At 72.4% G+C, this 21,191-nt stretch carries 22 protein-coding genes; 6 read left to right on the top strand and 16 right to left on the bottom strand.

From position 1 onward, the window contains the following. Positions 1-10: 10 nt before the first annotated feature. From MFF13_RS04835 to MFF13_RS04800, 8 genes are all read right to left on the bottom strand, one after another. Positions 11-1,723 carry an efflux RND transporter periplasmic adaptor subunit gene (locus MFF13_RS04835; RefSeq protein ID WP_147827997.1) on the bottom strand — a complete coding sequence of 571 codons (1,713 nt, stop codon included), beginning with the start codon at positions 1,721-1,723 and terminating at the stop codon, positions 11-13. An 82-nt stretch (positions 1,724-1,805) separates the two neighbouring features. After that, positions 1,806-2,228: a hypothetical protein gene (locus tag MFF13_RS04830; protein ID WP_147827998.1), complete on the bottom strand. Its 423-nt coding sequence runs from the start codon at positions 2,226-2,228 to the stop codon at positions 1,806-1,808. Positions 2,229-2,319: 91 nt separating this feature from the next. Beyond that, a complete protein-coding gene (locus MFF13_RS04825; RefSeq protein WP_147762487.1) occupies positions 2,320-2,916 on the bottom strand; it encodes a helix-turn-helix domain-containing protein in 597 nt (198 codons plus the stop codon). A 344-nt stretch (positions 2,917-3,260) separates the two neighbouring features. Continuing rightward, positions 3,261-3,674, bottom strand: coding sequence for a CopM family metallochaperone (copM, locus tag MFF13_RS04820; protein WP_238271104.1), 414 nt, complete (start codon positions 3,672-3,674; stop codon positions 3,261-3,263). Between the two features lie 76 nt (positions 3,675-3,750). Next, positions 3,751-4,428: an NrsF family protein gene (locus MFF13_RS04815; protein WP_147827999.1), complete on the bottom strand. Its 678-nt coding sequence runs from the start codon at positions 4,426-4,428 to the stop codon at positions 3,751-3,753. Then, positions 4,421-4,990, bottom strand: a complete 570-nt coding sequence (locus tag MFF13_RS04810) for an RNA polymerase sigma factor (RefSeq protein WP_147762489.1) — start codon at positions 4,988-4,990, stop codon at positions 4,421-4,423. Before MFF13_RS04810 ends, MFF13_RS04815 begins: the two co-directional genes overlap by 8 nt. Positions 4,991-5,274: 284 nt before the next feature. After that, positions 5,275-6,003 (bottom strand): DUF1223 domain-containing protein, encoded by a 729-nt coding sequence (locus MFF13_RS04805; protein WP_147828000.1) that lies wholly within the window; start codon positions 6,001-6,003, stop codon positions 5,275-5,277. Positions 6,004-6,073: 70 nt separating this feature from the next. Beyond that, positions 6,074-6,595, bottom strand: a complete 522-nt coding sequence (locus MFF13_RS04800; RefSeq protein ID WP_147754506.1) for a phosphate-starvation-inducible PsiE family protein — start codon at positions 6,593-6,595, stop codon at positions 6,074-6,076. Between MFF13_RS04800 and MFF13_RS04795 the strand changes: the two genes are divergently transcribed. After that, complete coding sequence (locus tag MFF13_RS04795) at positions 6,578-6,841, top strand: hypothetical protein (protein ID WP_147754505.1); 264 nt, start codon at positions 6,578-6,580, stop codon at positions 6,839-6,841. The genes MFF13_RS04800 and MFF13_RS04795 overlap by 18 nt on opposite strands. Positions 6,842-6,927: 86 nt before the next feature. Here MFF13_RS04795 and MFF13_RS04790 read toward each other — a convergent pair whose 3' ends face one another. Together MFF13_RS04790 and MFF13_RS04785 are read right to left on the bottom strand one after the other, a co-directional pair. After that, a complete protein-coding gene (locus MFF13_RS04790) occupies positions 6,928-7,110 on the bottom strand; it encodes a hypothetical protein (protein WP_147754504.1) in 183 nt (60 codons plus the stop codon). A gap of 48 nt (positions 7,111-7,158) precedes the next feature. Continuing rightward, entirely contained in the window at positions 7,159-8,448 is a 1,290-nt protein-coding gene (locus MFF13_RS04785) for a glycosyltransferase family 4 protein (protein ID WP_147828001.1), read from the bottom strand. Between the two features lie 139 nt (positions 8,449-8,587). Here MFF13_RS04785 and MFF13_RS04780 point away from each other — a divergent pair, with 139 nt between their 5' ends. The 5 genes from MFF13_RS04780 to MFF13_RS04760 all read left to right on the top strand — a co-directional run bounded on the left by MFF13_RS04780 (position 8,588) and on the right by MFF13_RS04760 (position 15,747). Continuing rightward, complete coding sequence (locus tag MFF13_RS04780) at positions 8,588-9,862, top strand: glycosyltransferase family 4 protein (RefSeq protein WP_238271102.1); 1,275 nt, start codon at positions 8,588-8,590, stop codon at positions 9,860-9,862. A 320-nt stretch (positions 9,863-10,182) separates the two neighbouring features. Continuing rightward, positions 10,183-10,536 (top strand): phasin, encoded by a 354-nt coding sequence (locus MFF13_RS04775; protein WP_147762492.1) that lies wholly within the window; start codon positions 10,183-10,185, stop codon positions 10,534-10,536. Positions 10,537-10,722: 186 nt separating this feature from the next. Beyond that, positions 10,723-11,556 carry a hypothetical protein gene (locus tag MFF13_RS04770; RefSeq protein WP_147828003.1) on the top strand — a complete coding sequence of 278 codons (834 nt, stop codon included), beginning with the start codon at positions 10,723-10,725 and terminating at the stop codon, positions 11,554-11,556. Positions 11,557-11,879: 323 nt separating this feature from the next. After that, positions 11,880-13,145: an N-acetylmuramoyl-L-alanine amidase gene (locus MFF13_RS04765; RefSeq protein ID WP_147828004.1), complete on the top strand. Its 1,266-nt coding sequence runs from the start codon at positions 11,880-11,882 to the stop codon at positions 13,143-13,145. Between the two features lie 181 nt (positions 13,146-13,326). Continuing rightward, a complete protein-coding gene (locus tag MFF13_RS04760) occupies positions 13,327-15,747 on the top strand; it encodes a penicillin-binding protein 1A (RefSeq protein WP_147828005.1) in 2,421 nt (806 codons plus the stop codon). Between the two features lie 610 nt (positions 15,748-16,357). On the opposite strand, the gene purQ is transcribed toward MFF13_RS04760, so the two are convergent. From purQ to MFF13_RS04730, 6 genes are all read right to left on the bottom strand, one after another. Then, positions 16,358-17,038 (bottom strand): phosphoribosylformylglycinamidine synthase subunit PurQ, encoded by a 681-nt coding sequence (gene purQ / locus MFF13_RS04755; RefSeq protein ID WP_147828006.1) that lies wholly within the window; start codon positions 17,036-17,038, stop codon positions 16,358-16,360. Further along, complete coding sequence (gene purS / locus MFF13_RS04750) at positions 17,038-17,277, bottom strand: phosphoribosylformylglycinamidine synthase subunit PurS (RefSeq protein WP_147754103.1); 240 nt, start codon at positions 17,275-17,277, stop codon at positions 17,038-17,040. The genes purQ and purS overlap by 1 nt, the downstream gene beginning before the upstream one ends. A gap of 88 nt (positions 17,278-17,365) precedes the next feature. Next, entirely contained in the window at positions 17,366-17,605 is a 240-nt protein-coding gene (locus MFF13_RS04745; protein ID WP_147828007.1) for a hypothetical protein, read from the bottom strand. Positions 17,606-17,717: 112 nt separating this feature from the next. After that, complete coding sequence (locus MFF13_RS04740; protein WP_147754105.1) at positions 17,718-18,317, bottom strand: ActR/PrrA/RegA family redox response regulator transcription factor; 600 nt, start codon at positions 18,315-18,317, stop codon at positions 17,718-17,720. A gap of 39 nt (positions 18,318-18,356) precedes the next feature. Next, positions 18,357-19,751, bottom strand: a complete 1,395-nt coding sequence (locus MFF13_RS04735; protein WP_147828008.1) for an ActS/PrrB/RegB family redox-sensitive histidine kinase — start codon at positions 19,749-19,751, stop codon at positions 18,357-18,359. 67 nt (positions 19,752-19,818) lie between these two features. Beyond that, positions 19,819-21,123, bottom strand: a complete 1,305-nt coding sequence (locus MFF13_RS04730; protein WP_147828009.1) for a Gfo/Idh/MocA family protein — start codon at positions 21,121-21,123, stop codon at positions 19,819-19,821. Positions 21,124-21,191: the final 68 nt, after the last annotated feature.

The raw sequence follows: 21,191 nt of genomic DNA, 5'->3' as shown, positions 1-21,191 counted from the left end.
GCCGGCCTCCTCAGCGGATCTGGTTGAGGAGTTCGGAGCCCTGCGTCACGATCCGCTGGCCGGGCTTCAGCCCCGAGACCACCCGCACGCGGGCGGCGTCGAGCGGTTCGACCTGGACCTCGCGCGGCGCGAAGCGCTCCGGCGCGACGTGCTCGTAGACCAGGGTCTGGCCGTTGCCGCCGCGCACCACGCTGAGCCGCGGCAGGGCGAGGCCGGTCTGTTGGGTGTCGGTGGCGGCGAGCACGGTCACGAACTGGCCGGTGCGCAGCTCGGGCGGCGCGTCGCGCACGGCGAACTGGATCGGCACGGCCTGGGCGCGGTCGGCGAGGCCGGCGCCGCGGTAGGCCAGCTCGAGCCGGCGCCCGTCGGCGAGCCGCGCGGTGGCGTCGGCCGTGCTGGCCAGCGCGTCGAAGCTCAGGGCCTCGACCCAGAGCCGGGCCGGGTCGACGATCTTGAACACCATCGCGCCCGGGCTCGCCATCTGGCCGGCGACCGCGTTGGCCTCGGCGACCACCCCCGAGACCGGCGCCGCCAGCGCTTCGGGCTGCGAGCGGACGCCGTCGAGGGCCTTGCGGCGGTCGACCAGGCCCTTGAGCTCGGCGTCCGCGTCGTCGATCTGGACCTGCGAGACCGCGCCGCCGGGGCTCAGCTTGCGGTAGCGCTCGACCCGGCGCGCGACGATGGCGATCTGCTGGTCGAGCTCGCCCTGGCGCTGGCGCATGTCCGACACGTCCACCGCCTGGACCGGCGGCGTGACGAAGGCCAGCACCTCGCCCTTGCGCACCGGCGAGCCGAGGCGCGGGAACAGGCCGGATTCCGGCGGCGACAGCCGGCCGCCGACCGAGGATTGCACCACGCCGCTGCCGTTCGGGTCGGCGATGATCCGTCCCGGCAGCTCCGTGGTCCGCGCCAGCACGCCCGACGCGGTGACGAGGGTGCGCAGCGTCAGCACGCGCTGGGTGGGTTTCGGCACGAACACCGACCCGTCGGGCAGGCGCCGGGCAAGGTCCTGTGCGCCGGCGGCGGCCATCGGCGTCGGCGCGTCGTGGTCGTCGTCGCCGTGCGCGAAGGCGGAGGGCGCGAGCAGCAGCCCGGCCGCCAGCACGAGGAGCGCGACCGCCGCGACGCCCCGGCGGGCTCGCATCAGCACCGTCGCGAGGATGCCGAGCACGAAGCCGGCGCCCCCGACGAGGAACGGCATCGGGTCGGCGCTGCGCAGGTGCGCGCCGAAATCGTGGGCGACGGCGAGGCCCGCATGCCAGGGCGCGGGCTCGACCGCCGGGGCGGGGGGCACCGGGACGTCGAGGTCGACCGGGAACAGGTCGGCCCTGCCGCCGACGGTCACCGTGAACAGCACGTCGTACGCGCCCGGCGTCGCGCTCCAGGGGGCGTCGAGGCGGTAGCTCCCGTCGGGGCCCGCAACCGCCGTCGCCTGGCCCGCCGGCGTCTCCGCCGTGATCGTCGCGTCGGCGACGGGCTCGTTGGTGTCGGCGCGGTCGAGGAACACCGTCAGCCGTCCGTCGCGCGCCACCGCGACGAGTTCGAGGGCGTCGGTGCTCGACGTGCCGCGCGGGGCCTCGACGCCGGGCGCCGCGGCGGCCTCGGAATGGTCGTGGCCTTCGTGTGCGCGCGCCGCGCCGGCCCACGGGGCGAGGGTGAGTGCGGCGGCCGCCAGGAACGCCACGAGGGCCGCCGAAAGGGCGGCGGGAAGCCGGATCGTCATGGGAGGTCGACTTTCGCATCGGGACGGAGCGCGACTCGACCAGACGAGCCGCGTCGTGCGCGCCGGCCGGCGGCGCGCGGTCTCAGGCGAAGGGTCGAGGGGGCTCGGGAAGGGCCTCGGGCACCGCGCTCGGGCGCGCGGTCTCCGGCCCCATCGCGACGCGGAGGCCGTTCAAGTCGTCGGGGCGGACGCCGTCCCCGTCCGCGGCCGCGACGAAGACGTGGGCGCAGCAGCAGCCCGGGCAGGCCACGCAATCCGCCCGGTCGGACGCCGAGTCTCCCGCGGCGACGACCGCCGCCTGCATCGCGGGATCCGGCTGGGCCGCGGCGTTCAGGATGTGGCCGACCGCGGCATGGCCGAACGCGGGATGGCCGGCGCCGGTGTGGTGCGCGTGCGCGTGCGCGTGCCCGGCATGCGCCTGGGCGAAGGCCGGGACCATGACGAGGAGCGCTGCGACCCGAAGGATCGCAGCGAGCCGTCGCAAGAGGTGCCGGGCGCTAAGCATCGCGGCGAAGCCTAGCACGATTCGGGCGAAAGGGCAGGGTCGGCTCCGATGATCAGGGATCATGCCGCTCGGGCATTGGCCAAACACCCCGTCATTCCGGGGCCGCGAAGCGGAGCCCGGAATCCAGAGCCGCCGAAGCGTGGCCGACTGGCTCCGCCTCGGTCGCGATTCCGCTCACCGCGGTTCCGCTCACGGCAAGGGCGTCGACGACCGCCTCGGGGTGGCGATGGATCGTCCAGATCAATGTCATGGCCGTGGCGTTCGGCTTCGACTTGCCCTGCTCCCAATTCTTGACCGTCGCCTCCTCCAGCCCGAACCGGAGCGCGAACTGAGCTTGCGAGAGCCGCAGGGCCTCGCGCACGCTCCGGACGGAGATCGGGTCCGGCCCGTGCTTGCGGACCGCGATGCCCAACGCCGTCAGCTCCGAGGCGAGGCGGCTCAGGCTCTCGACCTTCGGGAGCTCGACATAGGCCTCGCCCGTGTCGAACACCTCCGTCATGACCGCGTGGGCGGCCTTCACCGGAAGGTGCCTACGGACCAGGGCGCGGGCCGCCGCCACCGTGTCGAGGTGCGAGCCCGGAAGCCGCTTGAGGTTGAGGCGTTCGGCGGAGCCGTCGCGGACGAGGGTCTCGTCCCGGATTTGCACCCGTGGTCCGAACGCCGCCAACAACGTGGATCGCGTCGACATCCAATTCCTCCATGACGCCCTGCGCGATGTCGCGGAGCACGGCCGCGCCCCACTTCGTCGTCGGGTCGCCGCCGACGTGCATGCCCTTCAGCTCCAGGACGCGTCCCGACAGCGTCACCTCGGCCATCACATCGAGCGAACCCCAGGGGGTCCGCACCTCGACCGTGAAGATCGGGTCGTCGCTGGCGGCATGATCGACGACGATCCGAACCTTGCAGGCCGACACCGGTTCTTCCTGTACGCAGGATGCCTATAAGATGCCGAACGTCCGATCCGTCAAGGCCGCACCCGCGCCGAACGGGATCGGGGCTCACGACAGAACGTTCGGAGCCGCAGAGCGCGTTTTACTTCGCGCCCGTCCGCGCCAGGATCGCCCGCATCCGGGCGATCTCGCCTTCCTGCGCCTTGACGATCTCCTCGGCGAGCGCCCGCACCTCCGGGTCCTTCGAGTATTGCAGCGCGACCCGCGCCATGCCGATGGCGCCCTCGTGGTGGGGGATCATGCCGCGCACGAAGTCGGCGTCGACGTCGCCGCTGTAGCGGATCGCCATGTCGGCGTGCATCCGCGCGTCGACGGCGCGGAACGCCTGGGTCGAGGGCGCCTCGCCGGCGGCCGGCGCGGGATGGCGCCCGGCATGGTCCATGTGCTCGTGACCCATCTTATCGTGGTCCATGCGCGGCGGCGTGCTCTGTGCCAGCGCCGCGCCGGCGAAGGTGGCGGCCAGCGCGATCGCGGCGGGGCGGACGATGTTTCGCATGGGGTCGAGGCTCCTCACGGGGATGTGGGCCACCGTGAAGCTTGCCATGGTGGCAAGGTCAACCGCCGCCGGAGGATCAATCGTTCCGGGCGCGCACGCCCGCATCCGGGCCGCCCCCGAGCAGCCGCCCGCCGAAGATTCCGTTCAGCCCGATCACGCCGAGCACGGTGGCGGCGTGGATCAGGAGGTCGGTCGCGGTGGCGTCGTGCGGGTGGAACGGGACGAGCAGGGTCGCCGCCGCCGCGGCCGCCGCGAGGCCGCCGAGCGCCGCGGTGAGGTTCGGGTGCAGCGGGCAGGCGCGGCGCAGCATCACCACGAGCAGCACCGAGAGCGGCAGCGACACGCCGACGAGGAAGGCGAAGCAGCCCTCCATCGCGTGGCCGTCGGCCGGGGTGGTGCCGGGGGCGAGCCAGCCGCGCAGGCATCCGAGCCCGCTCGCGCTGACCCAGAACGCGGCCGGCACCAGCGGCAGCAGCCCCCAGCGCAGGGAGCGGCCGGGCACGCTGGTCATGAAGGCGGCGAGCGCGGCGGTGATCGCGGTGAGCCCGGCGCAGAGCGCCGCGATGCGCAGGTCCGGCGTGGCGAGGCGCATGCGCAGGCCGTCCATGTCGGCCATCGGCATCAGGATCGCGGCGACCGCCAGCACAGCCGCGAGCCAGGCCGCCGCGCGCCAGGCCGGCGGGCTGAGCCGGCGCACCGGCGCGAGGCCGCCGACGAGGTCGTCGACCAGGGATTCGTGCACGGATTCAGGCATCGCCGCCCTCCTTGTCCCGGGCCAGCGTGCCGCGCAGCGCCTTCAGGGCGCGATGCAGGTTCACCTTCAGCGCACCCTTGCTGCGGCCGGTGAGCGCCGCCGCCTCCTCCAGCGAGCGCTCGGCGTAGGCGAGCTGCTCCACCGCCTGACGCTGCCCGTCCGGCAGCGCCGCCACCGCCCGCGCCAGCGCGGCGTTGCGCTCGTCCGCCTCGATGCGGGTGTTCGGGGCGGGCCCTGCGTCGGCGTGGGCCTCGTAGGCCAGGGGGTCGTGCACCTCCTGCGGGCGGCGCCCCGCGCGGCGCAGCCGGTCGATCGCCCGGCGCTGGGTGATGGCGCGCAGCCACGGCAGGAACGGCCGCGCCGGGTCGTAGCTCGCCCGCGCCTTGTGGATCGTCAGCAGGGTGTCCTGCACCACGTCGTCCACCGCCTCGCCGCGCACGCCTTGCGCGCGGGCGATGCCTGCGATCACCGGCAGGCAGGCGTTGAGCAGCCGGCGGTAGGCCGCCGCATCGCCCGCTTGCGCCGCGGCCATCGCCGTCGCCAGACTGTCCTCGAGCGCCATCGCCGCCCTGTCGCCGCGTCGTGTCCCCGACCCTAGCGCAACGGCGCCGCCGGGGGAACGCACCCGCAGCGTGGGAGCCGGGCCGACGGCGGACAGGAACATCGGCGAGCCTCAGGAACGACGTCGGGCGCCCATCGCCCGCATCCGTCTTCGCCGGGGCGGCGTGAAGGTTACGCTCATGCCGAACCTCGCCGAGCCCGACTCATCGAGGTTCGGCCCCCCCGCGACTGCGGGGCGGCGGTCGTCCGCCGGACCTCATGGGTTCTGACCCATGAGACTTGGTATCAGGTGGCCGGCCCGAGCCGCGCCGCCCCGAAGATCCGGCCGTCGGCGCCCTGCACGATCACCGCGGCGTCGGCGCCGGCCGGGAGCGGCGTCTCCCAGGTCGCCGCCTGCCCGCTCCAGCGGCCGAGGTCCGACACGGCGCGGACGACGTTGGCCTGGGCGATGGTGCGGCCGGCGTTCTCGCCGCGGGCGACCCGGGTGGCGTGGCTCGGATCGAACCCGACGAGCGTCACGGTGCCGCCACCCTGCCCGGCGCCGACCGCGACGACGAGGGTGCCGCCGCGCCGCGCCAGCGTCACCGGCGCCTCCGCGGAGGCCGCGCCGTGCGCCGTCGCGATCGCGCCGCGGACCGCGCCGGCGTCGGAGCCGACGAGCCCGACCCGGCCGTCGATCACCGCCTCGGGCGTGTACGACCCGCCGCCGAGCTTTTTCGCGTAGGCCGCCTGCCGGGCGGTGGCGGCGGGCAGGGCGTAGGTGTCGCGCCAGTCGAGGTGGTCCCAGTAGGTGACGTGGAAGGCGAGCGGCAGAACCTCGCGCCCCTCGCCGGCGAGCTGCCCGAGCAGCGCCTCGGCCGGCGGGCAGGACGAGCAGCTCTGCGAGGTGAACAGCTCCACCACCACCGGCCGTCCGGCGGCGTCGGCGCGTGTGCCGGCGAAAGAGCCGATCAGGGCGGCGAGGAGCGCGAGCGGGATCGTGCGGCGCAGGGTGGATCGCGTGATGGATCGCATGGCCAATCTCCGGAAACGGGCAGATGCCGGTGTTTCGCGCCCGCGCCGTACCGGTTACCGAGCCGCCGCGTCAGAGCGTGTCCGTCTCCTCGCCGGCCGGCTTGTCGTCGTCGCGGGCGCGATGGAGCAGGAAGATCGAGGCCACCATGGTGAGGATCAGGCCGGCGAGGACGCCGAGCTCGATCATCGAGGCCTGGAACAGGGCCGCCTTCTCCGGCGACCAATCCTTGCCGTGCATGATCTCGGAGGATTGCAGGGTGATCACCAGCACCCGCCGGATCGAGGCGATCAACCCGACGATCAGGAACGGCTCGCAGGTGAGCCGGCCCGAGCGCATCGAGACCCGCACCGTGTGCAGGATCTCCACAAGCATCAGCAGGAACAGCAGCCGGTCGACAACCTCCAGCGTCTGCGTGGCCCCGCCGAGGGAGCGCACCGCTTCCCATGTGAGCCCGACGGCGTCGATCAGCGCGATCAGCGCCGTGAAGGCCAGGAGCAGGCCGAGCGCCGCGTAGATCGCGTGCTCGGTGTGCAGGAAGACGAAGCTGGACGCCCGCGTAAGGCGGCCCTGCGCGTGCGGATCGTCGGCCATGGCATGCCCCCCGGATGCTGCTTTGTTCCGATGAAACAGGATCGTGCGTCCGGCGTCCAGCGCAAGGGGGACGGCGTGTGGGGATCGCGGCGCTTTCCGCACGCCGGAACGGTTTTCCGGATCGCCCGGTTCTCCGTATGCAACTCAGAGGAGAATGACATGCTGACCGGCGGCCTGCTGTGGCTCATCGGGATCCCGATCCCCGTCATCCTCCTGATCTGGTTCTTCTTCCTGCGCGGGCGCTGAACACGCACTTCGCATCCTGCGGGAAGCCCATGAAAAAGGGCCGGCGCGCCTTCGCGCACCGGCCCGACATCTTTTCGCGAAACGAACTACTTGGTGATCTTCACCGAGACCGGGTCGCTCGACGGGAACGTCTCCTCGAGGGCGTCGTCGAGGCGTTCGTTCAGCTTGTCCTGCCGGTTGGCGGGGTTCGTCTCGTCGCCGGGCTTGGCGCTGCCCTGCTGGAACCCCGGCTTGTCCGCGCCCTTCGGCGTCTTGTGGTCGTCGGTCATCGGGGCAACTCCTGCGTCACGAGGCGCCGAAGACGGCGCCGATGACCGTCAACGCCGGGCCGGCCCGGGTGTTTCACGCCGCGTCGGCAGGGCGGCGGCCGCGGGCCGGGCCGTCCGGCCGGACGCCGACTCGCGCAGCACCACGTCGTAGACGCCGCCGAGCCGGTCGAGGTGGGCGTCGAGGGTGAGCGGCGCGGCCCAGTAGCGGGCATGCGCGGCCCGGCCCATCCGCGCGGCCAGGGCGTCGTCGGCGAGGCGGCGCAGGTGGGCGGCCAGGGCGTCCGGGTCGCCGGAGCGGAACAGGAAGCCGGTCTCACCGTCGATCACCGCCTCGCGGCCCGCGCAGGCGTCGCTCACCACCACCGGCGTGCCGAGCGCCAGCGCCTCGTAGACCGTGAGCGGCTGGCCCTCGTACCAGACGCTGGGGAAGACCAGCGCGCGCGCCGACGCCATCAGGGCCTGCACGCCCGCGGCGTCGCGCCAGCCGAGCATCGTCGCCTCGGGGTAGCGCTGGGCGAGCTCCGCCCGCTGCTCGCCGTCGCCGACGAAGACCGGGCGGATGCCGGCCCGCCGCGCCGCCTCGGCGAAGATCGGCGCGCCCTTCTCGGTCGAGATCCGCCCGACGAACAGGAAGTCGCCCGGCGCCCGCTCCGCCATCGGCCGTTGCGCCACCGCGATCGGGTTGTCGACCCGGTGGAATTGCGTGCCGCGCGGCAGGAGCGGCCCGACCACCCGCGCCTGCAGGTCGCTGATCGTGATGACGTAGCGAAAGAGGTTTTGCAGGTCGGCCACCTGGGTCATGCCGAGGTGGCGGACCACCCGCGCGAGCTTGCGTGGAAAGCTCTGCGCGTCGCAGTTCGTGGTTAGGCAGGCGCCCGACATCGGCGTCCGGTGGCAGATCGCGGCGGCCGGGTACTCGTAGAACCCGCCCGTCGGGCAGACCAGGAAGAACTCGTGCATGGTGTAGACGAGCGGCAGCCGCGAGCGCCGTAGGGCGACGCCGATCGACGGCGACAGCGCCTTGGCGAAGGCGTGGACGTGGACCACGGTGTCGTGGGGGTCGCACAGGGCCAGCTCGGCGGCGAGCGCCCGGGCCGCGGTACGGTTCCAGATCGCCTGCGCCAGGAAGGCGAGCTTGTTGGTCGTGGTCGAGATGTCGTCCTGGTCCAGGCAGACGACGCGGATGCCGGCGGCGGCGAGCCGCGGGTCGGCCGGGCCGCAGGCGGCGAACAGCGTCACCCGGGTGCCGCGGGCGGCGAGCCCGAGGGCCGAATCGAGCGCGACCTTGGCCTGGCCGCCGTTGACGTAGGCGTGGTCGGCGACGAGGACGACGTGCACGAGGCGGCTCCCGCTCCCTGGATGTCCCCACGTTTACCGGAATGCAGTTGATCCCGCGTAAACCTCGGGCGGGTCGGCGATCTGCGGTTGTCCTCTCCGCTCGACCGCCTCTCATCCGACCTCCTGTGCCGGTGTCGCCATGCACGTCGTGATCCTGGCCGAGTTCGCGAGCCCGAGCGGCGGCGCCGAGAAGGTGGCCGTGGAATCGGCCCGGGGGCTGGCCGAGCTCGGCCTGAGGGTCACCTACGTCCAGGGCGTCGCCGGCCCGGTCGACCCGCTCCTCGACCATCGCAACGTCACCCGGATCGGCCTCGACCTTCCCGACGTCTGGGCGCGCAACCCCGTGGCCGCGGCGGCGGCCGGCATCTGGCACGCCCGCTCCGCGCGCGCGCTGCAGGACGCCCTCCGGCGGCTCCCCGTCGCGCCCGACGTCGTCCACGTGCACCAATGGACCCGCAGCCTGTCGCCCGCAATCTTCCCGGTGCTGCTGGCGGCCGGCGCCCCGGTGGTGCTGACGCTGCACGACTACTTCCTCGCCTGCCCCAACGGCGTCCACTACCGTTTCGACGCGGGCGAGCCCTGCAGCCTCGCGCCGATGTCCGCCGCCTGCATCCTGGCGCCCTGCGATGCCAAGAGCCGCCTGCACAAGCTGGTGCGGGTCGCCCGCACCGCGGCGGCGCGGCGGGCCGTGTCGGGGCGCGGGCTCCACGTGGTCCACGTCTGCGACGCGAGCCGGGCGCGGATGGGGACGATGCTCGGCGGCTACGGGCTGACGCACCACCGCGTCGACAACCCGGTGCGGGTCGCCCCCGGCGCCCCGGCCGCGCCGGAGGCGGGCGACGCCGTCGCCTATGTCGGCCGGCTCACCCGCGAGAAGGGCGCCGACCTCGTCGCCGCAGCCGCCCATCAGGCCGGCCTCACGGCTTTGTTCGTCGGCACCGGGCCTCTCGAGGCGGAATTGCGCGCCATGCCCGGCGTCGAGCTGCTCGGCTGGCGCTCGCCGGAGGCCGTGCAGGCGGAGTTGCGCCACCGCGCCCGCGCGCTCGCGGCGCCCTCGCGCTGGTACGAGACCGGGCCGCTCACCGTCTACGAAGCGCTCGCCGCCGGCATCCCGGTCGTCGCCTCCGACCGGTCCGGCGCCGCCGAGAAGGTCCTGGACGGCACCAGCGGTTTCGTCGTCCCGCCCGAGCCCGCGGCGCTCACCGCTGCCTTCGCGAAGCTCGCCGACGATGCCCGCGTCGCCGCGATGGGCCGGGCGGCGCATGCCCGCTACTGGGCCGCGCCGATGACGATCGCACGGCACGCCGAGGCGTCGGCCGCGCTCTATGCCGGCCTGCGGCGCACGCCTCGTGATGCGATGCAGCAAGAGCCCGCCGGCATCGCCGCCGAACGCCCGACCCTGCATCCGCTGTGACGCGCGAACCCGACGCATCGGCTGTTGCGAGTCAAGTTTCCGTGCGCCGTCGTGGTGTTCGCAAGCGATGAATCGGCGATCCGGGCCGTCGTGTCCCTCTGCTCTGTCGGCCATTGCAGTAACACGACGGCCATTCTGTCAGGTGCCGAGCCTGTTGCCGCCGGACGGAGGCACCCGCAGCCGCTCTACTGTTGATTAGGCAACGATTTTTTGTTCCGATGAGACGTCTTGACTTATTGTTGCAACGCAACATAAATCCGGTCGGCACCGGCGATCGCTTCGAAATCGCCCGGTGGACGACGACCTCCGAGGAGCTGAAGATGCAGACCCCGAATTTCGAGATCCCGACCGAGATGCGCGACTTCGCCGAGAAGAGCGTCGACCAGGCCCGCACCGCCGTCGGCACCCTGATGGGCAACGCGCTCAAGGCCGCCGAGCAGGTCCAGACCTCGGGCGTCTCGCTCCAGTCCTCGATGCAGGCCGCCGTCGCCAAGGGCTTCGACCACGCCCAGACCAACGCCAACGCCACCTTCGATTTCGCGCAGAAGCTCGTGCGCACCAAGGACCTGCGCGAGGCCTTCGAGCTGCAGTCCGAGTTCGTCCGCAGCCAGATCGCCGCGATGCAGGCGCAGGCCAAGGACCTCGGCGCCATCGCCCAGAACGCCGCGCGCTGAGCCGACGCCCGGCCCCGTATGGGGCCGGACATGCCGGCCGCCCCGGCGCCGTGACGTCCCGTCGGCGCCGAGCGCCGCCTGGCCGGCGACACGTTGCGCCGGGCGGCAACTGGTCTACCTTGCTGCCCGTTTCCGATTCGCACGCGAGCCGGAACGGAATCCGGACGGCCTCGAGGGACTTCGACGATGGGCAAGCAACGGACGCCGCAGGGCCGATCGACCGGCCGCCGCCCGCCCGCGAAAGCGCCGACCCCGCTGAAGGCCAGCGCTCTCGAGGCGGCCTTGCACCCGGCCGAGGACGCGTTCCCGGCGGTGCCGTCGGAGGCCGCGCCCGAGCCGCTTCACGCCCACCTGCTCGACACGGTCTCGCCCGAGGCGCTGAGCGCCGCGACGCCCGCGGCCGAACCGCAGGCCGCGCCGGCCGAGATGCCGGTGCCCGCCGACGCCAACCTCGCCGAGCCCGAGCTCGCCGAGGCTGACCTCGCGGAGACCGATCTCGTCGCCGCGCCGTCCGCGGAGCCGGGGACCTCGTCTGCGCAGTCCGAGGCGCCGGTCGCAGAACCCGAAATCGCGGCGGCTCCCGAGCCGAGCCCGCCCGTCGAGGCCGCGCCGGTCGCGGCCGCGGAGCCCGAGGCTGCCCCCGCCTACACCAACGTGGTGCCGCTGAAACCCGCCGCGCCGTCCCGCCCGCCCGAGCCCGTTTCCGCACCGGCCGAGGCCGGCGAGGCGCCGGTGAGTCTGTCGGACGGCGCGCTGCCCTCGCCCGCCTCCTGGCGGGCCGGCCGCCGTCCCGTCCCGGCCCTGCGCCAGGACCTCGAAGGCCTCGGCGAGACCCTGTTCGCCTTCATGCGCGACGAGAGTTCCGCGGTCCTCACCCACCTCAACGCGCTGAAGGACGCGCGCTCGCCGGCCGACGCGATCCGCCTGCAGGTCAACGAGATGCAGCGCGCGGCCGACGCCTCGCTCACCTGCTGGAGCGAGCTCGCCCGCCGCGCGACGCGGATGGTCGCGCAGCGCTGAGGGAGGCGCGGCGCGCCTATCCCCCCTCCGCGCTGTCGAATTCATACCTGTCCGCATGCCCGCTCTGGACGGATCGCGCGGAGCACGGCACGGCCCCCTCTCCCGAACGGGAGAGGAAGCCCGCGCTTGGTTCGGCATGCGCGGCGAACTGTGTGAACCCGGCAGCTCCCCAAAGAGCGGATGTGCGCGTAAGCGCTCCCGCCTCCCCGCGCCAATCCCCTGTCGCGGCGCGGCCACAGGCGCCGCCCGAACGAAGCGTAGCCGGAAACCTTCGGTTAACCATGTCGCTCCTATGCCGTATCGGAGGCTCGGGAGGCCGACCGATGCTGCGATCCGCGCGCCTGATCCGTTCCGCGATCCTCACGCTGGCCGTGGCCCTGAACCCGGCGCTCGCCGTGTCGCCGACGCATGCGCAGGACCGGGCGCCGCCGGCGGTCGCGATCGCGGCCGACCTCGCCGCCTCGCCTGCTGGCACCAAGCTCACCCTCACCCTGTCGAAGCCGGTCGACGCCCGCGCCTTCGTCATGGAGCGCCCGGACCGGGCGGTGATCGACCTCGCCGAGGTCAACTTCCAGCTCGCCCCCGAGACCGGCCGCCGCCGCGAGGGCCTGGTGCAGTCGTTCCGCTACGGCCTGTTCGCGCCGGGCCGCTCGCGCATCGTCGTCGACCTCGCCGGCCCCGCCACCGTCGGCCGGATCGAGACCACGACGCGCGCGCGCGACGGCGCGGTGATCCTCACCGTCCCGTTCCAGCGCGCCGACCGCGACAGCTTCCGCAAGGCGGCGAGCGCCGGGGACCTCGCGCCCGCCTCCGGCAAGGCGGTGGCGCCGGTGGAGGCCGGAGACCGCCGCCCGCTGATCGTCGTCGACGCCGGCCACGGCGGCATCGATCCCGGCGCGATCGCGGTGGGCGGCGTGTTCGAGAAGGACATCGTCTTCGGCTTCGCCCAGGTGCTGGTCTCCCGCCTCGAGGCCGGCGGCCGCTACCGCGTGGCGATGACCCGCGACCGCGACGTCTACGTGCCGCTCTCCGAGCGCGTGCGCATCGCCCGCGACGCCAAGGCCGACCTGTTCGTCTCGATCCACGCGGATTCGATCTCGTCGGCGCCGCAGGTGCGCGGCGCGACGATCTACACCGGCTCCGAGAAGGCCACCGACAGCGAATCCGCCAAGCTCGCCGAGCGCGAGAACAAGGCCGACGCCGCCGCCGGCGCCGAATCCGGCGAGGGTCCGCCGGAGATCGCCGACATCCTGCAGGAACTGACGCTGCGCGAGACCCGCGGCTTCTCGTCCGGCTTCGCCAAGACCCTGATGGGCCAGCTCGGGCCGGTGATGGAGATGAGCACGAAGCCGCACCGCGAGGCCGGCTTCAAGGTGCTGCGCTCGCCCGACGTGCCGAGCGTGTTGGTCGAGCTCGGCTACCTGTCGAGCCAGCGCGACCTCGACCTGCTGCAATCGGCCGAGTGGCGCGCCTCCGTCACCGGCTCGATGGCCAAGGCGATCGACCAGTTCTTCGGCAACCGCGCCAGCCTGGTGCGGCCGGCCTCGCCGAACCGCCGCTCGGCGGCAATCGCCCCAGTTTCACCATAGATCCGGTGTCGATACGGGGCACTCGAGACCCCGTCGCGCCGTCCTCTCATCGGTCATCGTCGACGGGGACCTTCAAGGCTGCGGGCACGCCGGATCGGCCTGCGTCTTGCGGGCAGCCCCGACCCCCCTAGCCGGATGCGCTCGCGCGCACGGCCGACGAAACCGATCGACGGGAAACCGGATGCGCCTCATCCTTCGCTTCTTCGGCTTCCTGTTCAGCGCCTGCGCGGTCCTGTTCGTGCTCGCGGCCGCGGGTGGCGCGTTCTTCTACTGGAAGTACAGCCAGGACCTGCCGGACCACGCCGTGCTCGCCAACTACGAGCCGCCGGTGATGACCCGCGTCCACGCCGCCGACGGCTCGCTGCTGGCCGAGTACGCCAAGGAGCGCCGGCTCTACCTGCCGATCCAGGCGATGCCGAAGATCATCGTCGCCGCCTTCCTCTCGGCCGAGGACAAGAACTTCTACAAGCACGGCGGCATCGATCCCGAGGGGATCGTGCGCGCGGCGCTGACCAACGCCAAGAGCGGCAAGAAGCAGGGCGCCTCGACCATCACCCAGCAGGTGGCCAAGAACTTCCTTCTGTCGAACGAGCAGACCTTCGACCGCAAGATCAAGGAAGCGCTGATCGCGCTGCGCATCGAGGCGACCTACTCGAAGGACAAGATCCTCGAGCTCTACCTCAACGAGATCTTCCTCGGCACCATCGTGCCCGGCCGCAACCTGCACGGCGTCGCCGCGGCGGCCTTGGACTATTTCGGCAAGTCGGTGCACGAGCTGACGATCAACGAGGCGGCCTACCTCGCCGCCCTGCCGAAGGGGCCGAACAACTACCACCCCTACCGCAAGACCCAGGCGGCGCTCGACCGCCGCAACGAGATCATCCGCCTGATGGCGGAGAACAACTACATCACCAAGGAGGAGGCCGACGCCGCCAAGAAGATGCCGCTCGGCGTCAACCCGCGCGTCGCCTTCCCGAACGCCGCCAACGCCAACTACTTCACCGAGGAGGTCCGCCGCGAGATCTCCGAGCGCTACGGCGAGAAGAAGCTCTACGAGGGCGGCCTCTCGGTGCGCACCACCCTCGACCCGAAGATGCAGGGCTGGGCGCGCAAGGCGCTGGTCGACGGCCTTGTGCGCTACGACCAGGCGCATGGCTGGCGCGGCCCCGTCACCAAGGTCGACCTGACCGGGCGCGACTGGGGCATGGCGGCGTCCGAAGTGAGCGCGCTCGGCGACGTCGCCCCGTGGCGGCTCGCCGTGGTGCTCGGGCAAGGCGCCGGCGGCCTGCAGGTCGGCCTCCAGCCCAAGCGCGAGGCCTCGGGCCAGGTCTCCAAGGACCGCGAGACCGGCACGATCCCCGCCGAGGGCATGCGCTGGGCCGGCCGGGCGAACCTCACCGCCGGCGACATGGTCTACGTCGAGGCGATGGACGGCGGCCGCGGCCAGTACCGCCTGCGCCAGAAGCCCGAGGTGTCCGGCGCCATCGTCGCGATGGACCCGAACACCGGCCGCGTGCACGCCATGGTCGGCGGCTTCTCCTACGACGAGTCCGAGTTCAACCGCGCGACGCAGGCGATGCGCCAGCCCGGCTCGTCGTTCAAGCCGATCGTCTACTCGGCGGCGCTCGACAACGGCTACACCCCGTCCTCGATCGTTCAGGACACGCCGATCACCATCGAGGCCGGCCCCGGCCAGGAGGCGTGGACGCCCTCGAACTACGACGGCAAGTCCGGCGGCCCGCACACCCTGCGCTACGGCATCGAGCACTCGAAGAACCTGATGACGGTCCGGCTCGCCAAGGACGTCGGCATGCCGCTGATCGCCGAGTACGCCCGCCGCTTCGGCGTCTACGACGACATGCTGCCGGTGCTGCCGATGTCGCTCGGCGCCGGCGAGACCACCGTGATGCGGATGGTCACCGCCTACTCGATGCTGGCCAACGGCGGCCGCCGCATCCGCCCGACGCTGATCGACCGGATCCAGGACCGGATCGGCGAGACGATCTACCGGCACGACGGCCGCAAGTGCGTCGGCTGCGACGCCGAGAAGTGGTCGGGCCAGGACGAGCCGAAGCTGGTGGACGATTCCGAGCAGGTGCTCGATCCGCTGACCGCCTACCAGATGGTCTCGATCATGGAGGGCGTGGTCCAGCGCGGCACCGCGACGATCCTGAAGCAGATCGGCAAGCCGCTCGCCGGCAAGACCGGCACCACCAACGACGCCAAGGACGCGTGGTTCGTCGGCTTCTCGCCGGACCTCGCGGTCGGCATCTACATCGGCTTCGACAAGCCGCGCTCGCTCGGCGACCGCGCCACCGGCGGCGGGCTCGCCGCGCCGATCGCCCTCGACTTCCTGAAGGTCGCCCTGAAGGACAAGCCCCCGACGCCGTTCCGGGTGCCGCCGGGGATCAAGCTGATCCGCGTGGCCTTGGGCTCCGGCATGCGCGCCGGCTCGGGCGAGGGCGCCGGCACGATCCTCGAGGCGTTCAAGCCCGGCACCGCGCCGCCCGACTCCTACGTCGCCCCGGCGGGCCAGGCCGCGGCCCCCGCCGCCGTCCCGGCGGACGCAGACCGCGCGGCGCAAGCCGGCGGGCTGTACTGAGCGGACGCCGCCAGGCTCTCTGCGGATCGCTGGTCGCCCCGCACGGCTCGCTCTCCCCGGGGGCAGGGCGATCACACGGCACCGCACCGTCATTCCGGGGCGCCGCAGGCGAGCCCGGAATCCAGAACCGCCGACGGTGCCAAGTCCGGTGCGACCTGCGGTTCTGGATCCCGGGCTCCGCTGCCCGGCCCCGGGATGACGCGGTGCTGCCGGCGGGTTTCTCCCAAGAACAGGTCGCCGTCTGCGATCACACCCTGCCCAGGGAAGAATGGTTGGGGCGAGGGGTGTTGCCCTCTCCGGTGAGTTCTCATCCCTCACCCTGTCCCTCTCCCGCACGGGAGAGGGAACCCGCGCCCGCTCCGAACGCCGTGAGGTCCGGCGATGCGGTCAGTCGGCCGCCTGGCGATCCGAGACAAAAAAAGCCGCCCTGCGGGGGCGGCTTTGGAGTCTCAGGGAGGCATCAAACAGAGCGGAACGGAGGTCTCACTCGACATCCAGACATCTGGACTACGGTGAGATTGGACAAAAGAGGTTAACGCGCCGTTAACGCGGGCGCGTTCCTCAAGTCGTCGCCGCGTTGGGCCTACCCGAGATCAGTATCGCCGCAGGTTCAGGCCGCAAGGCTGGTGAACAACCCGCGTCCGTCGGTGCCGCCGACGAGGCCTTCGACGAAGTTCTCCGGGTGCGGCATCATCCCGAGGACGTTGCCGCCCTCGGAGTAGATCCCCGCGATGGAATTGAGCGAGCCGTTGCGGTTGGCGGCCGTCGTCACCTGGCCGTCGGCGTCGCAGTAGCGGAACGCGACCCGGTCCTCGCCCTCGATCCGGGCGAGGGTGTCGGGGTCGGCGAAGTAGTTGCCCTCGCCATGCGCGACGCAGACGTCGATGACGTCGCCCTTGGCGTAGGCGCTGGCGAAGCGGGTGTCGGCGCGCTCGACGCGCAGGGTCTGCCGGTGGCAGATGAAGCGGCGATCGACGTTGCGCATCAGCACGCCCGGCAGCAGGCCGGATTCGCACAGGATCTGGAAGCCGTTGCAGATGCCGAGCACGAGCCCGCCGCGGGCGGCGTGGGCGCGGACCGCATCCATGGCGGCGGCGCGGCCCGCGATGGCGCCGCAGCGCAGGTAGTCGCCGTAGGAGAAGCCGCCGGGCAGGACCGCGAGGTCGGTGCCGGAGGGCAGCGCGGCGTCGGCGTGCCACATCGTCGTGACCTCGGCGCCGGCAAGCCGGAGCGCGCGGGCGACGTCGGCGTCGCGGTTCGAGCCGGGGAAGACGACGATCGCGGCGCGCATCACGCGATCTCGATCGCGTAGTTCTCGACCACGGTGTTGGCCAGGAGCTTCTCGCAGGCCGTCTTGAGGGTGGCCTCGGCGCCGGCCCGGTCCGTGGCGGCGACCTCGATGTCGAACACCTTGCCCTGGCGGACGCCCTCGATCGACTCGATGCCGAAGGACTTCAGCGCGGCCTCGATGGCCTTGCCCTGCGGGTCCAGGACGCCGGTCTTCAGCGTGACGACGATGCGGGCTTTCATGATGGGCCACTCAGCAGGGTCTGGAACGGAAGGAGGCGAAGGCGGGCGTCGGGGCGGGGTCCGACACCGCGGGTGTCGTGGCCGTCCGTCACCGGCGGGCGGCCCGCGGCGCGGCGCGCAGGGGCTCGATGCTCGTCGCGCGCTGCCAGAGCTGGAACATGATCCAGGCCGCGAGCAGGCTGAACAGACCCATCAGCACATGGCCGACGGTGTCGCCGAGTTCGAACAGGCCTGCGATGGCCCAGCCCGCGGCGATCGCCACCGCGAAGACTTCCGTTCCCACCAGCACCATCATGCTGAGGATCGTGATCAGGTTGCGGGCGTTCACGAGGACCCCTTCCGCCGGCGGCACGGATTCGCGTCCCGCTTACGACGGCGGCAGTACCCCGATTGTCGCATGCTGTGCAACCGGCAAGCGCCCCTCGCGGGTGGCCCCCGCCTCAGCGCGGGGCGCGCTTGGCGAGGATGCGCTGCAGGGTGCGGCGGTGCATGTTGAGCCGGCGCGCGGTCTCGCTGACGTTCCGTCCGCACAGCTCGTAGACCCGCTGGATATGCTCCCAGCGCACGCGGTCGGCGGACATCGGGTTCTCGGGCGGGTCGGCCCGCTCGCCCGGCTGCGCCATCAACGTGCCGTGGATCTCGTCGGCGTCGGCGGGCTTGGCCAGGTAGTCGAAGGCCCCGAGCTTCACGGCGGTGACGGCGGTGGCGATGTTGCCGTAGCCGGTCAGGATGACGCCGCGGGCTTCCGGCCGGCGCTCCTTCAGGCGGGCGATCACGTCGAGGCCGTTGCCGTCGCCGAGCCGCATGTCGATCACCGCGAAGGCGGGCGCCCGCGCCTCGACCACGGACACGCCTTCGGCCACGCTCTCGGCGACCTGGACGTGGTAGCCGCGCGCTTCCATCGCACGGGCGAGCCGGGTCGAGAACGGCTTGTCGTCGTCGACGATCAGGAGGCTGCGGTCGGAGAATGCGGCCAGCGGGTCGGCGTCGCTGAGCGCCACGGCATCCGGGGCGCCCGACGAGCTCGATTGCGTCAGCATGAGAAGCTCCTCAAAGATTTCGCTGTATTCGTTGAGAGTTTATATAGGCGCGACATCGCCCGCGGGCAGGGGTGGGCGTGTGCCGAATTCGGGGGCATGACGCAGCGCCGCACCCCGCTCGAAGATGTGGCGCGCCCAGGAGATCCGGACCTGCGCCCCATGCGTGCCCGGCGCCGAGGCATTGGACAGGGTGATCTGCGCGCCCGAGCGCTCGATCAGCGTCTTGGCGATGAACAGCCCGAGGCCGAGGCCGGCGCCGACCGTGCCGCCCTGCGCCTGCCCCGCCGCGCGGTCGGGGCTGCGGGTGGTCACGTAGGGCTCGCCCGCCCGCAGCAGCACCTCGGCGGAGAAGCCGGGGCCGTCGTCGCGGATCTCGAGCGTCACCCGGTCCAGCGTCCAGCGGCCCTCGATCACCACGCGGGCGTCGGCGAAGTCGACCGCGTTGTCGAGGATGTTGCCGAGCCCGAACATCACGCCGGCGTTGCGGCGGCAATCCGGCTCCGGGGCGTCGCCCTGGCTCGAGATGTCGAGGGCGATGCCCATCGCCCGGTGCGGCGCCACCAGTTCCTCGATGAGGTGGCTGAAGCTCAAGGTCTCGAGGAAGCCGGCGCCGTCGCCGTCGAGCGACGTCAGCTTCGAGAGGATGCCGCGGCAGCGGTCGACCTGCTCGCGCAGGAGCTGCAGATCCTCGGCAACCGCCGGCGGCGCGTCGGGCCCGAGTTGGCGCACCAGCTCCTTGGTCACCACCATGATCGTGCCGAGCGGCGTGCCGAGCTCATGCGCCGCCGCCGCGGCAAGGCCGTCGAGCTGCGACAGGTGCTGCTCGCGGGCCAGCACCAGCTCCGTCGCGGCCAGCGCCTGCGCGAGCTGGCGCGTCTCCTCCGAGACCCGCCACGCGTAGACGCCGGTGAAGGCCGTGCCGAGCAGGATCGCCGTCCACACGCCGGAGACGTAGAGGAACGGCAACTCGATCCGCCCGTCGGCGAACCACGGCAGCGGGCGGTGGACCAAGGCCAGCAGCGTCGCGAGCCCGATCGCCAGCAGGCCGAGCGCCAAGGTCCGTTCCGGCGGCAGTGCGGTCGCCGAGATGAGGACGGGGGCGAGGAACAGCAGCGAGAACGGGTTCTGCAGGCCGCCGGTGAGGAACAGCAGCACGGCGAGCTGCACGATGTCGAAGGCCAGCAGCAGGGCGGCGGAATCCGCGCTCAGCCGGTAGCTCGCCGGGAAGCGGATGCGCAGGCCGAGGTTCAGCCAGGACGAGGCGGCGATCGCCAGGAAGCACCAGCCGAACGGCAGCCCGAGCCCGAGGCCGAACTGCGCTCCGACCACGGCCGCGCTCTGCCCGGTGATCGCGAGCCAGCGCAGGCGCACGAACGTGTCGAGGCGCAGGTGGCGCGCGTCGCGGACGAAGCCGCTCGGATCGGTGTCGAGCATGATGGCCTAACGATAGAGCCGGGGGCGGGCCGATCCAGAGCCCGCGACGATCCTCCCGCCTTGCGCCTCAGCCCGCCTCGTCGAGTTCGGGGCCACGGGTGGCGTCGAGGCCGGCGCCGGGGACGGGCGGGATCGAAACCGGCGCGCCGGTGCGGGCCGCCTCGTAGATCGCCTCCATCAGCACGTGGTCCTGAAGACCCTCCTCGCCCGGCGTCCGCGGCCGGCGGTTCTCCTGGATGCAGCGCGAGAAATGGTCCATCTCCAGGGCGAACTGGTTCTTGGCGCCGATCACCTTGGTGTCCTGCGACACCACCTTGCCGTCGCGGTGGGTGACCACGAGGCGCTGGCCGACATAGGCGAAGGCGTTCTGCAGATCGATGTCGGCGCCCCCCGTATGCACGGTCAGGCGGCGCGATTCGTGGACGCCGTAGCTGGTCATGCATTGCGCCAGCACGCCCGACGGGAAGCGTAGGGTGAAGCTCACACCCTCCTCGACCTCGCGGAACTTCGGGTCGTCTGCCGGCGAATGCGTCTGCGCCTGGATCAGGTCCGGCTCCTCGCCGAGCAGCGCCCGAACGCCGTTGAGGCAGTAGAGCCCGATGTCGGGCAGGGCGCCGCCGCCCGAGAGCGCCTTCTTCAGGCGCCATTGCTCCGGCAGCCCCGAGGTTTGGCCGTTGAAGGCCTGGATCATCCGCGGCTTGCCGAATTCGCCCGATCGAACGAGGCGCACCACCTCGCGGTTGTACGGCTCGTACTGGCAGCGATAGGCGATCATCAGCTTGACCTTGGCGCGCTCGCACGCCGCGATCATCGCCCGCGCCTCCGCGGAGGAGGCCGCCATCGGCTTCTCGCACAGCACGTGCTTGCCCGCTGCCGCCGCGGCCGCGACGTTGTCGTGGTGCACCGCGTTCGGGGTGACGACGTAGACCGCCTGGATCTCCGGGTTGGCCTTCAGCTTGTCCCAGTCGCCGTAGCCGTAGACCGCGCTCTCGGGCACGCCGTATTGCTGCGCGACGAGCTTCGCCTTGTCCGGCGTGCCCGACATCAGCGCCACGAGCCGCGAGCGCTTGGCCTGGGACAGGGCCGGGAGGATCTCGTCGAGGCTGAGGCGGCCGAGGCCGACGACGCAGTAGCCGACGCGCTGTCCCGGCGGCTGCGGCGCAGGTGTCGGCGCCGGCGGCCGGTCGCCCTGGCCGCGCCAGTTCGGGAACTGCACCCGGCCGCCCTGCACGGCGCCGGTGTCGGCGGGCACGGTCGGCCCGGGCGTCGTGCCTGCGCGGGCCGCGTCCGCCGCCCCGAGGGCGGCGCCGGTGAGGGTGACGCCGCCGGCCCGCAGCAGGGTCCGTCGCGAGAGCCCGAAATCGTCCGCCATGCCACCCCGTCTCGGTCGGTTGAGAGGCGGGGAAACCCGGCGCCGGTTGGCAGAGTTCCGTGCTTCGG

Source organism: Methylobacterium cerastii, assembly GCF_022179125.1.
In the GTDB taxonomy this organism is placed as follows: Bacteria; Pseudomonadota; Alphaproteobacteria; order Rhizobiales; family Beijerinckiaceae; genus Methylobacterium; species Methylobacterium cerastii.
The sequence above is the reverse complement of the archived record's forward strand: the minus strand, read 5'-3'. Positions and strand labels throughout refer to the sequence as shown.

What these genes read in the sequence shown, in the direction of transcription:
- MFF13_RS04835 (WP_147827997.1), bottom strand. Translation starts at nt 1,723, where the DNA reads ATGACGATCCGGCTTCCCGCCGCCCTTTCGGCGGCCCTCGTGGCGTTC.
- MFF13_RS04830 (WP_147827998.1), bottom strand. Translation starts at nt 2,228, where the DNA reads ATGCTTAGCGCCCGGCACCTCTTGCGACGGCTCGCTGCGATCCTTCGG.
- MFF13_RS04825 (WP_147762487.1), bottom strand. Translation starts at nt 2,916, where the DNA reads ATGTCGACGCGATCCACGTTGTTGGCGGCGTTCGGACCACGGGTGCAA.
- copM (WP_238271104.1), bottom strand. Translation starts at nt 3,674, where the DNA reads ATGCGAAACATCGTCCGCCCCGCCGCGATCGCGCTGGCCGCCACCTTC.
- MFF13_RS04815 (WP_147827999.1), bottom strand. Translation starts at nt 4,428, where the DNA reads ATGCCTGAATCCGTGCACGAATCCCTGGTCGACGACCTCGTCGGCGGC.
- MFF13_RS04810 (WP_147762489.1), bottom strand. Translation starts at nt 4,990, where the DNA reads ATGGCGCTCGAGGACAGTCTGGCGACGGCGATGGCCGCGGCGCAAGCG.
- MFF13_RS04805 (WP_147828000.1), bottom strand. Translation starts at nt 6,003, where the DNA reads ATGCGATCCATCACGCGATCCACCCTGCGCCGCACGATCCCGCTCGCG.
- MFF13_RS04800 (WP_147754506.1), bottom strand. Translation starts at nt 6,595, where the DNA reads ATGGCCGACGATCCGCACGCGCAGGGCCGCCTTACGCGGGCGTCCAGC.
- MFF13_RS04790 (WP_147754504.1), bottom strand. Translation starts at nt 7,110, where the DNA reads ATGACCGACGACCACAAGACGCCGAAGGGCGCGGACAAGCCGGGGTTC.
- MFF13_RS04780 (WP_238271102.1), top strand. Translation starts at nt 8,588, where the DNA reads ATGCACGTCGTGATCCTGGCCGAGTTCGCGAGCCCGAGCGGCGGCGCC.
- MFF13_RS04775 (WP_147762492.1), top strand. Translation starts at nt 10,183, where the DNA reads ATGCAGACCCCGAATTTCGAGATCCCGACCGAGATGCGCGACTTCGCC.
- MFF13_RS04770 (WP_147828003.1), top strand. Translation starts at nt 10,723, where the DNA reads ATGGGCAAGCAACGGACGCCGCAGGGCCGATCGACCGGCCGCCGCCCG.
- MFF13_RS04765 (WP_147828004.1), top strand. Translation starts at nt 11,880, where the DNA reads ATGCTGCGATCCGCGCGCCTGATCCGTTCCGCGATCCTCACGCTGGCC.
- MFF13_RS04760 (WP_147828005.1), top strand. Translation starts at nt 13,327, where the DNA reads ATGCGCCTCATCCTTCGCTTCTTCGGCTTCCTGTTCAGCGCCTGCGCG.
- purQ (WP_147828006.1), bottom strand. Translation starts at nt 17,038, where the DNA reads ATGCGCGCCGCGATCGTCGTCTTCCCCGGCTCGAACCGCGACGCCGAC.
- purS (WP_147754103.1), bottom strand. Translation starts at nt 17,277, where the DNA reads ATGAAAGCCCGCATCGTCGTCACGCTGAAGACCGGCGTCCTGGACCCG.
- MFF13_RS04740 (WP_147754105.1), bottom strand. Translation starts at nt 18,317, where the DNA reads ATGCTGACGCAATCGAGCTCGTCGGGCGCCCCGGATGCCGTGGCGCTC.
- MFF13_RS04735 (WP_147828008.1), bottom strand. Translation starts at nt 19,751, where the DNA reads ATGCTCGACACCGATCCGAGCGGCTTCGTCCGCGACGCGCGCCACCTG.
- MFF13_RS04730 (WP_147828009.1), bottom strand. Translation starts at nt 21,123, where the DNA reads ATGGCGGACGATTTCGGGCTCTCGCGACGGACCCTGCTGCGGGCCGGC.